This is a genomic window from Streptomyces sp. SPB074, from assembly GCF_000154905.1.
Lineage (GTDB): Bacteria > Actinomycetota > Actinomycetes > Streptomycetales > Streptomycetaceae > Streptomyces.
Window position 1 is genome coordinate 151,236 of the sequence record NZ_GG770539.1, and the last position, 10,032, is coordinate 161,267.

Here is a 10,032-nt window from a genome sequence, read left to right on the forward strand (position 1 = left end):
GGTGGGGGGCTGGCTGCTGGGGGCGCTGCTCGTCGTGGCCGGGACGCGGGCGGGGCGTGGCGCGAGGGCGTCTTGACCGGGCCCGGGAGCGCCGTGAGGATCTTGGTATGACGATCAAGACGGTCCTTTTCGATTTCTCCGGCACGTTGCTGCGCATCGAGCCGGCCGAGGAGTGGCTGCGCGGGACGCTCGCCGCGAGGGGGCACGTCCTGCCGGAGGCGCGGCTCGTGGAGCTGGCGGCCGAGCTGGAGCGGGTGGGGGCCCAGCCGGGCGGCGCCCCGGGCGCCCCGGTGCGCTTCCCCGACGCGCGCACGGCCGAGCTGTGGCCGGTACGGGACGAGAGCGCGTCGGCGCACCGCGCCGCGTACACGGGGTTGTCGCGCCACGTACCGCTGCCCGACGACGCTCTGCACGAGGAGCTGTACGCGCGCCACATGCGGCCCGAGGGCTGGCTGCCCTACCCGGACGCGCACGACGTCCTCGCCGGGCTGCGGGCCCGGGGGGTCGGTGTCGGCGTGGTGAGCAATGTCGGCTGGGACATCCGGCCGGTCTTCCGGGCGCACGGCCTGGACACCTTCGTGGACGCGTACACGCTGTCGTTCGAGCACGGGGTGCAGAAGCCGGACGCGCGGCTCTTCGCCACGGCGTGCGGGATGCTCGGCGCGAGGGGTCCCGAGACGCTCATGGTGGGCGACAGCCGCGAGGCGGACGGCGGCGCGAGCGCCCTGGGCTGCGCGGTCCACTTCGTGGAACACCTGCCCGTCATCGCCCGCCCGGCGGGGCTGCGCCCGGTACTGGAGCTGGTGGACGCGGCGGGCTGAGCGGCGCCCGGCCGCGCACGGCGGGCGCGCCGGTACGGCCCGGGGTTACGGCGCACGGACGGGCCGCCTCCCTCGGGAGACGGCCCGTCGTGGTGGTGCGCCGGCGCGGACACGGGCGAGACGGTGCCGCGCGCGCGGGACCGGGTGCGCCGGGGTCAGGTGCCCTCGCGCCCCGGGGGCTCAGTCGAAGTAGTCCGGCTGGGTCTGGACGTTCAGCTCGTCCACCTTGATCCGCTTGGCGGGGTCGGTGCGGCGGTCGCTGATCCTGAGGACGTCGAAGCCCTTCTCGATGTCGTTCGAGTAGATGTAGCCGTTGTAGTAGTACGCGGACCAGGAGCCGCCGACGGCGAGCTGGTCCGTGCTGATCGGGCCGCGCTCGAAGTAGGCGATCTCCCGCGGCTTGGTGGAGTCGGTGAAGTCCCAGACGGAGACGCCGCCCTGGTACCACGCCTGGACCATGAGGTCCTTGCCCTTGACCGGGATGAGCGAGCCGTTGTGGGCCACGCAGTTCTCGGTGTCGGCCTGGTGGCGCGGGATCTTGTAGTACGAGCGGAAGACGAGCTTGCGCTTGTCGCCCTTGCCGACGATGTCGTAGATGCCGTCGGCACCCTTGTCCGGGCCGACCTTCGCGTTGCAGGTGGCCGCGCCGCCGCCGCCGAGCTCGTCGGTGAAGACGACCTTGTCGGCCTTCTGGTTGAAGGTGGCGGAGTGCCAGAACGCGAAGTTCTTGTTGTCCTGGACCCGGTCGATGACGCGCGGCTTCGCCGGGTTCTTGATGTCCAGCAGGACGCCGTCACCCATGCAGGCCCCGGCCGCGAGGTCCTTCGAGGGCAGCGTGGTGATGTCGTGGCAGCCGGTCGTCGCGGCGACGCCCGGGTTGACGGAGCCGCCCGGGTTGCCGCCGTCGGGGAAGAGGACGGGGAAGTCGATGACCTTCGCCTGCTGGGGCGCCTTGCGCGGCACCTTGATGACGGAGATCCCGTCGTGCGGCGGCTGGCAGTCCGGGAACGTGGCGCTCGGCGAGTACGAGGACACGTACACGTACACGTCCTTGCGCTCGGGGACGAGCGTGTGGGTGTGCGAGCCGCAGGAGGTCTCGACGGCGGCGACGTACTCGGGGTGCCGCACGTCGCTGATGTCGAAGACCTTGATGCCCTCCCAGGAGGACTTCTCGGTCGCGGGCTGCGTCGTGCTGTTGCAGGAGTCGTCGCTGCGCGAGGAGTCCGTGGACAGGAAGAGCAGGTCGCCCGAGACGGAGATGTCGTTCTGCGAGCCCGGGCACAGGACCTGCGTGACGGTGCGCGGCTTCTTCGGGTTGCTCAGGTCGAAGACGCGGAAGCCGTCGTAGTTGCCCGCGAAGGCGTACTTGCCCCGGAAGGCGAGGTCGGAGTTGGTCCCGGCCAGCGCGTCCTTGGGCGTGTTGCTGAGGTGCTGGATGTTGCGGGAGTGGACGATCTCGTCCTGGCCCGGTATCTCTCCGGTGGCCACGTCCTTCTTCGCGGACGCGGCGGCCTCGGAGCTGACGGCCGTACGGGACGCGCTCTCGTCGCCGGGTCCCGGCGTCGCCGCCGCGGGGGTCACGGCGAGGAGTGCGGCGAGCAGTCCCGCCGCCGCGGCGCCGACGCCGAGGCGTCTGCGCCGGGTGTGGGGGTGGTTGGACAGGGTCACTGCTTCCTCTTCTCCCTCTTCTCCGCCCGGTTTCGTCCGCATCTCTGCGCCGGTTGAACGGAGTTGAATGGTTCGCGAACTGATCGAAGTATCGTTCTGCTCATGCACATATCAAGAGCGGGTAACAGGATCGTCATGGAATCTTCTGGTCCTCCTGGTGCCCCGTGGGGCGTGCGGGGTGTGGCCCGGGGAGCGCGATGGGCGCTGCCGCTCGCCCTGTGCCTGGGGCTCGCGGCGTGCGGCGGGGGAGGTCAGGAGCCGGACGGCGGGGCCAAGACGCCCGGGGCGAAGGCGAGTTCGGTGATCGTCCCGGGCAAGCCGGGGGAAGCGGCGCGCACCCTGTCGCCCGAGGAGGCGGAATCGGCCAAGAAGGAGGACGACCGGCCCAACACGGCCGATTTCCGCTACGTGGCGATGATGACGGAGCATCACGCGCAGGCGATCGAGCTGAGCGCTCTCGCCCCCGGACGCGCCTCCTCGGCCGGGGTGAAGGCGCTCGCCGAGCGCATCGCCGCCACGCAGGGCCCGGAGATCGACGCGATGAAGGGCTGGCAGGCCCAGTACGACCCGAAGGGCGGTCGCACCCCGAAGCACGAGCACGGCGCGATGCCCGGCATGGCGACCGGAGCGCAGCTCGCCCGGTTGAAGGCGTCGCGCGGCGAGGACTTCGACAAGCTCTTCCTGACGCTCATGACGACGCACCACGAGGGCGCCATCGACATGGCGGGCGAGGTCCTCGCGGGCGGCAACAACCTGCGGGTCGAGGAGATGGCGAACGACGTCGTGGCGCAGCAGAGCAGCGAGATCCACCGTATGGAGGCGCTGGCGAAGGACTGAGCGGAGCGTCGGCACGGGACCGGGCGGGCGCGCGGGGCGGGCGGACGCGGGGGACCAGGCGCGCGGGACCGGGCGGGCGGCTCGCGAAGGGGGCACGGCCGGAGACCGGTGCGGCGGCCCGGGGCCTGGGGCGGGGAAACGGCGCGGAAACCGCACGGACACCAACGGCTTGTTCGACTTCCCTACGGTTCCAGCCAGTTGAACCATCCCCCACACTCTGCTCCGTCCCCGTCCCCGTCCCCGTGGGCCCGCACGGGTCCGCCGACCCCCAGGAGTGACCCATGCCGAGCACGCCGGCCGCCGTCCCGAGCCCGGGCGGGCCGTCCACCCCGTGGACGCGGTGCCGCCGCCCGTCCAGCTCCTCGCCTTCGGGCTCCAGCACGTGCTCGCGATGTACGCGGGCGCGGTCGCCGTGCCGCTGATCGTGGGCGGCGCGATGAAGCTGCCGCCCGCCGATCTCGCGTACCTCATCACCGCCGACCTGCTGATATCCGGGATCGCGACGCTCGTGCAGTGCGTGGGTGTGTGGCGCTTCGGCGTGCGTCTCCCGCTCATGCAGGGCTGTACGTTCGCCGCCGTCGCGCCGATGGTGCTCATCGGCACGGGCGCGGGCGGGCTGCCCGCGATCTACGGCGCGGTGATCGTCGCGGGGCTCGCGATGGTGCTCCTCGCGCCGGTCTTCGGGCGGCTGCTGCGGTTCTTCCCGCCGCTCGTGACGGGCACGGTCATCCTCGTCATCGGGCTCTCGCTCATGCCGGTCGCGGGGGCGTGGGTCGCGGGCGGCGAGGGGGCGGAGGACTTCGGCGCGCCGAAGAACCTCGCGCTCGCCCTGTTCGTGCTGCTCCTCGTGATCGGGGTGCAGCGGTTCGCGCCGGCGTTCCTGAGCCGGGTCGCGGTCCTGGTCGGGATCGTCGTGGGCGTCCTGGTCGCGATCCCCTTCGGCTTCACCGACTTCGGCGGCGTCGGCGCGGCGGACTGGGCGGGGATCAGCACCCCGTTCCACTTCGGCGCGCCCCGCTTCGAGGCGGGCGCGATCGTGTCGCTGCTCATCGTGGCGCTGGTGTCGATGACGGAGACCTCGGGCGACATCGTCGCGGTCGGCGAGATGACCGGGCGCGCGGCGGAGCCGGGCACGCTCGCCGACGGGCTGCGCGCGGACGGGCTCTCGACGGTGCTCGGCGGTGTCTTCAACACCTTCCCGTACACGGCCTTCGCGCAGAACGTGGGGCTCGTCGGCATGACCCGGGTGCGCAGCCGCTGGGTGGTGGCCGCGGCGGGCGGGATGCTCGTGCTGCTCGGGCTGCTGCCGAAGCTCGGCGCGGTGGTCGCCGCGGTGCCCGCGCCGGTGCTCGGCGGGGCGGGGCTGGTCATGTTCGGCACGGTCGCGGCGAGCGGGCTGCGCACGCTCGCGGAAGTGGACTTCAAGGGCAACCACAACCTGACCGTGGTCGCGGTCGCGCTCGCGGTGGGGCTGCTCCCGGTCGGCGTCCCCGACCTCTACGACCGCTTCCCGGACTGGTTCCAGACGGTCATGCACAGCGGGATCAGCGCGGGCTGCCTCACCGCGCTCGTCCTGAACCTGCTCTTCAACCACCTGGCGGGCACGAGGACGTCACGGGAACCGGTCGGCGCCGGGACCGGTGAGCGCGCCGCGCCGCCCCTCTCCCCCGGGCTCGCGGCCCCCTCAGCGGACGGGCTCGCCGAGCCGTCCGGCCTCGCGGGCGGCGGCGTCGAGGACGTGGTCGAGGAGCCCGGGGAAAAGCGCGTCTAGGTCGTCCCTGCGCAGCCCGTTGAGCTTCGCCGTGCCCCGGTAGACCTGGCGCACCACCCCGCTCTCGCGCAGGACGCGGAAGTGGTGCGTGGAGGTCGACTTGGTGACCGGGAGGGGGAACTCCGAGCAGTTCAGTTCCCGTCCCTCGGCGGCGAGTTCCCGGACGATGCGCAGCCGCAGCGGGTCGGCGAGCGCGTGGAGCACCGCTTCGAGCCGGATGTCGGCGCGATCGGGGTGCGGCAGGGCGCGGCTGCCTGCGGCGGGGGTCGTCACGGCGGGCTCCTGGCGGGGCGGGCGGGGTACGGGCGGTCGGTGCGCGGCCCATCGTACGACGCGGGCCGGTGCCGCTCCCCCGGCGACGGGGAGGGCACCGGCACGCACGCCGCCCGACGTGCCGACGGCCTCAGTAGGCGCGGTGGTAGGGCTGCGCCACGTACGGCCGGTCGCCGAGTTCCGCGGCGGCGTGCGCGGCGAAGTACGGGTCGCGCAGGAGTTCGCGGCCGAGGAGGACGGCGTCGGCCTGGCCGTCCGTGAGGATCTTCTCGGCCTGCCGTGCCTCCGTGATGAGCCCGACCGCCGCCGCGGCGAGGCCGGTCTCCTTCTTGACGCGCTCGGCGAAACGCACCTGGTAGCCGGCGCCCGTCGCGATCGGCGCGGTGGGCGAGATGCCGCCCGTCGAGACGTCGAGTAGATCGACGCCGTGCTCCTTGAGGGTGCGGGCGAAGGCGACGGTCTCGTCGGCGGTCCAGCCCGTGCGCGTGTCCTCGGGGTCCTCCTCGAACCAGTCGGTGGCCGAGATGCGGAAGAGGAGCGGCAGTTCCTCGGGCCACACGGCGCGTACGGCGTCCACGACCTCGCGTGCGAAGCGCGTGCGGTTCTCGAAGGAGCCGCCGTAGGCGTCGGTGCGGTGGTTGCTGTACGGGGAGAGGAACTGGTGGATGAGGTAGCCGTGCGCGCCGTGGATCTCGGCGGTGCGGAACCCGGCGTCGAGCGCGCGGCGCGCCGCGTCGGCGAACTGGCCGGTGATCTCGCGGATGCCGTCCTCGGTCAGCTCCTCGGGCACGGGATGGCCGTCGGCGAAGGCGAGCGCGCTCGGCGCGAGGGGTGTCCAGCCGTGCTCGGCGTCGGCGGGGATGGGGGCGCCGCGGTCCACCCACGTGCGCTCCGTCGACGCCTTCCGGCCCGCGTGGGCGAGCTGGACGCCGGAGAGGGCGCCCTGCTCGGCGAGGAAGCGGGTGACGCGCCGGAAACCCTCGGTCTGGGCGTCGTTCCACAGCCCGAGGTCGTACGGGCTGATGCGGCCCTCGGGGCTGACGCCGGTGGCCTCGGTGATGATGAGGCCGGTGCCGCCGGTGGCGCGCGCGGCGAGGTGCTGGAAGTGCCAGTCGTTCGGCACGCCCTGCTCCGGGCCGTCCGGCGCGGCGCTGTACTGGCACATGGCCGCCATCCAGAGCCGGTTGCGTGCGGTCAGCGAACGAAGGGCGTAGGGCTCGAAGAGCGCGCTCACGCGATTCCCCTCTCGGGAGGTGGTGAAGGTGGTGGGGTGACCCGGTCGTGGTGGAGCCACGCGGCGACCCGGCTGAGCATAGTACGAACATGGTCGTAATACGAATGTTCTCGTACGAAGGTCCGGCAGGGAGCGGTGGCGGTCGGCCGCGCGCGGCCTACCCTGGGGGGATGGACGGTACGGAAGCGCGCGGGACCGGCTCCGAGGAGTTCGTCCGGGCGCTGGGCGCACGGGCCGTCGTCCTGGACGGCGGGCTGTCGAACGAGCTGGAGGCCGCCGGGCACGGCCTCGCGGACGCGCTGTGGTCGGCAAGGCTGCTGCGGGACGGGCCCGCCGCGCTCACGGCGGCGCACCGCGCCTACGCGTCGGCGGGCGCCGAGGTCGCGACGACGGCGAGCTACCAGGCGAGCTTCGAGGGCTTCGCGCGGCACCGCATCGACGCGGCGCGCACGCGCGAACTGCTCGCCCTGTCGGTGGCGGCCGCCCGCGCCTCGGGCAGCCGCTGGGTGGCAGCGTCGGTGGGCCCGTACGGCGCGATGCTCGCGGACGGCTCGGAGTACCGGGGGCGGTACGGGGTGGGGCGCGCGGAGCTGGAACGCTTCCACGGCCCCCGTGTCGAGGCGCTGCTCGCCGCCGGGCCCGACGTCCTCGCGCTGGAGACCGTCCCGGACACCGAGGAGGCCCGGGCGCTGCTCGCCGTGGTGCGGGGCTGCGGGGTGCCCGTGTGGCTCTCGTACAGCGTGGCGGACGGGGCGACCAGGGCCGGGCAGCCGCTGGACGCGGCCTTCGGGCTCGCGGCGGAGGCGGAGGAGATCGTGGCGGTCGGGGTGAACTGCTGCGCGCCGGGGGAGGTGGCGGACGCGGTACGGCGCGCGGTCGCCGCCGGCGGGAAGCCGGGCGTCGCGTACCCGAACAGCGGGGAGCGCTGGGACGCGCACGCGCGGGGCTGGCGCAGCGACCCGAGCTTCGTGCCGGGGCTCGCCGCCCGGTGGTACGCGGCCGGGGCGCGGCTCATCGGCGGATGCTGCCGGGTGGGGCCGGGGGAGATCCGGGGTGTCGCGGACGTGCTGCGCGCAGGAGCGTGAGCCCGGCGGCGAGGCTCACGAGGCCGCCCGCGGCGAAGGTCGTGCGCACCCCAGCCCGGGCGAGGACGAGGCCGCCGAGCGCGGCGCCCGCGGCGATGCCGGCGTTGTAGGCGCCCGAGTTCGCGGCCAGCGCGAGATCGGTGCGGCGGGGCGCGTGGCGCAGCATGGCGTTCTGGGCGGCGAGGAAGACCGGGCCGAGCGCGAGACCGAACAGGGCGAGGAAGCACGCGGCGAGAGCCTGGTGGCGGGCGGCGGCGAGGCCGAGGAGCGCGGCGGACTGCGTGAGGACGGCGGCGGCGAGCGCGGCCCAGGGGAAGCGGTCGAGGAAGGGGCCGGTGGCGGCCACCCCGGCGAGACAGGCGACCCCCAGGCACACGAGCAGGAGGCTGATGGCGCCCGGGGCGAAACCGCTCTCGCCGCCGAGGAGTGCGACGACGTAGGTGAATCCGGCGAAGCCGCCGGTCGCGGAGAGCGTCACGGCGACGAGGGCGACGCGGAAGCGCCGCGTGTCGGGCTCGCTCGCGTACGCGGCGGGCGCGGAATCCGGCGCGGTGGTGGGCAGCAGCGCGGCGATCGGCGGCAGCGCCGCGAGCGCGAGGACGGCGAGCAGGCCGAAGGGGAGCCGCCAGTCGTGCCGCCCGATCCACGTCCCGGCCGGGACGCCCGCGACGAGGGCGAGGGAGCCCGCGAGCGACACGGTCCCGAGCACCCGGCCGCGCACGCGCGGCGCGAACAGGCCGGCGGCGACCTGCCCGAGCACCGCCCAGAAGAACGCCTGCGCGAGCGCGGTGACGAGCCGGGCGCCGAGGAGCGGTACGTAGGCGGGGGCCAGGGCGGCGGCCGGGCCGGAGACGGCGAGGGCCGCGAGGACGCCGGTGAGGAGGTGGCGGCGCGGGACGGCACGGGTGAGGTGCGCGAGCGGCACCGAGACGACGGCGACGGTGAGCCCGTAGCAGGAGACGAGCAAGCCGACCGCCCACAGCGGCACGTGGAGGTCCCCGGCGATGCGGTCGATGAGCCCGGCCGGCAGGTTCTCGGCGGTGTTGAAGGCGAAGGCGGCGAGCATGAGCCCGAGGAGCACGGACAGGGCACGCCAATGGTTCCGCGCGAACGTGTCCACGCGGCCACACCACACGCCGTACCGGCCGGGGCGCAACCGGTATTCCCGGCCCGGCTACGGGAGGCGCCAGTCCACCGGCTCGGTCCCCTGGCGCTGGAGCAGTTCGTTGGCGCGGCTGAACGGGCGGGAGCCGAAGAAACCCCGGTCGGCCGACATGGGTGAGGGGTGGGCGGACTCGATGGCGGGGTAGTCGCCGAGGTGCGGGCGCAGGTTGCGGGCGTCGCGGCCCCACAGGATCGAGACGAGGGGTTTGCCGCGCGCGACGAGGGCGCGGATCGCCTGCTCGGTGACCTCCTCCCAGCCCTTGCCCCGGTGTGCGGCCGGGCTGCCGGGGGCGGTCGTGAGCGCCCGGTTGAGGAGCAGGACGCCCTGCCTGGTCCAGGGGGTGAGGTCCCCGTTGGAGGGCTGCGGGACGCCCAGGTCGGCCTGGAGTTCGCGGTAGATGTTGACGAGCGAGCCCGGCAGGCGCCGCACCTCGGGGGCGACGGCGAAGCTCAGCCCGATCGCCATGCCCGGGGTGGGGTAGGGGTCCTGGCCGACGATCAGCACCTTGACCTCGTCCAGCGGCTGCCGGAAGGCGCGCAAAATGTTCTTCCCCGCGGGGAGGTACGTGCGTCCGGCGGCGATCTCGCCGCGCAGGAACTCCCCCATGGCGGCGATCCGCCCGGCGACCGGGGCGAGGGCCTCGGCCCAGCCCGCTTCCACGACTTCGTTCAAGGGTTGCGCTGGCACGCCGTCACCCTATCGGCGCAGCGCCGCCCGGCCCAATCCGCTGCCGCTGCCCGCTCCCCCGGGACAGGCGTCCGGACCTGCCGGGCTAGGCTGCGGCCCGCCCCGCGCACGCCGTGCGGAGCACCCACCTGCCAGCCCGCAGCCCGCAGCCCGCAGCCCGAGGAGACCCGCCCATGCCGCCGTACGACAGCGCAGCTCGCGAGCCCGTCGTGGTGGGCGTGGACTCGGGCGGCTCAGGGGTGCGGTTCGCGGTGGCCGGGGGGCCGTACCGGGAGCCGAGGGTCCTCGTCTCGCGGGTCCCCGTACGGACCGGGCCCGAGGGGATCTCGGCCCCGCACCTGCTGGAACAGCTCCTGCCCGCCGTGCGCGGCGCCCTGCCCGAAGGCGCGCGGCCCGCCGCGCTCGTGGTGGGCGCGGCGGGGATGGCGACGCTCGGCGCCGGTCTGCGCGCGACGCTCCCCGGGGCGCTCGCCGAGGCGCTCGGGCTGCCC

At 74.2% G+C, this 10,032-nt stretch carries 9 protein-coding genes and 1 pseudogene; 5 read left to right on the forward strand and 5 right to left on the reverse strand.

From position 1 onward, the window contains the following. The first annotated feature begins 107 nt into the window (after positions 1-107). Complete coding sequence (locus SSBG_RS00680) at positions 108-821, forward strand: HAD family hydrolase (protein WP_008744322.1); 714 nt, start codon at positions 108-110, stop codon at positions 819-821. A gap of 180 nt (positions 822-1,001) precedes the next feature. On the opposite strand, the gene SSBG_RS00685 is transcribed toward SSBG_RS00680, so the two are convergent. After that, entirely contained in the window at positions 1,002-2,489 is a 1,488-nt protein-coding gene (locus SSBG_RS00685) for an LVIVD repeat-containing protein (RefSeq protein ID WP_008744323.1), read from the reverse strand. 135 nt (positions 2,490-2,624) lie between these two features. Here SSBG_RS00685 and SSBG_RS00690 point away from each other — a divergent pair, with 135 nt between their 5' ends. Further along, complete coding sequence (locus SSBG_RS00690; RefSeq protein WP_078491187.1) at positions 2,625-3,326, forward strand: DUF305 domain-containing protein; 702 nt, start codon at positions 2,625-2,627, stop codon at positions 3,324-3,326. A gap of 340 nt (positions 3,327-3,666) precedes the next feature. Beyond that, positions 3,667-5,097 carry a nucleobase:cation symporter-2 family protein gene (locus SSBG_RS00695; protein WP_008744325.1) on the forward strand — a complete coding sequence of 477 codons (1,431 nt, stop codon included), beginning with the start codon at positions 3,667-3,669 and terminating at the stop codon, positions 5,095-5,097. Here the strand turns inward: SSBG_RS00695 and SSBG_RS00700 are convergent. Next, entirely contained in the window at positions 5,011-5,370 is a 360-nt protein-coding gene (locus SSBG_RS00700) for an ArsR/SmtB family transcription factor (RefSeq protein ID WP_008744326.1), read from the reverse strand. The two genes, SSBG_RS00695 and SSBG_RS00700, sit on opposite strands and share 87 nt — an antisense overlap. A 130-nt stretch (positions 5,371-5,500) precedes the next feature. Continuing rightward, a complete protein-coding gene (locus SSBG_RS00705) occupies positions 5,501-6,604 on the reverse strand; it encodes an NADH:flavin oxidoreductase/NADH oxidase (RefSeq protein WP_008744327.1) in 1,104 nt (367 codons plus the stop codon). Positions 6,605-6,774: 170 nt separating this feature from the next. Between SSBG_RS00705 and mmuM the strand changes: the two genes are divergently transcribed. After that, the gene (gene mmuM / locus SSBG_RS00710; RefSeq protein ID WP_008744328.1) at positions 6,775-7,689 is read left to right on the forward strand and encodes a homocysteine S-methyltransferase; all 915 of its coding nucleotides are present in this window, start codon (positions 6,775-6,777) and stop codon (positions 7,687-7,689) included. Here the strand turns inward: mmuM and SSBG_RS00715 are convergent. Together SSBG_RS00715 and SSBG_RS00720 are read right to left on the reverse strand one after the other, a co-directional pair. Next, entirely contained in the window at positions 7,616-8,755 is a 1,140-nt protein-coding gene (locus SSBG_RS00715) for an MFS transporter (protein WP_078491442.1), read from the reverse strand. The two genes, mmuM and SSBG_RS00715, sit on opposite strands and share 74 nt — an antisense overlap. A gap of 108 nt (positions 8,756-8,863) precedes the next feature. Next, positions 8,864-9,541 (reverse strand): uracil-DNA glycosylase, encoded by a 678-nt coding sequence (locus SSBG_RS00720; protein WP_008744330.1) that lies wholly within the window; start codon positions 9,539-9,541, stop codon positions 8,864-8,866. A gap of 173 nt (positions 9,542-9,714) precedes the next feature. On the opposite strand from SSBG_RS00720, the pseudogene SSBG_RS00725 reads away from it, so the two are divergent. After that, positions 9,715-10,032, forward strand: a pseudogene (locus SSBG_RS00725) (ATPase); the annotation flags it as partial.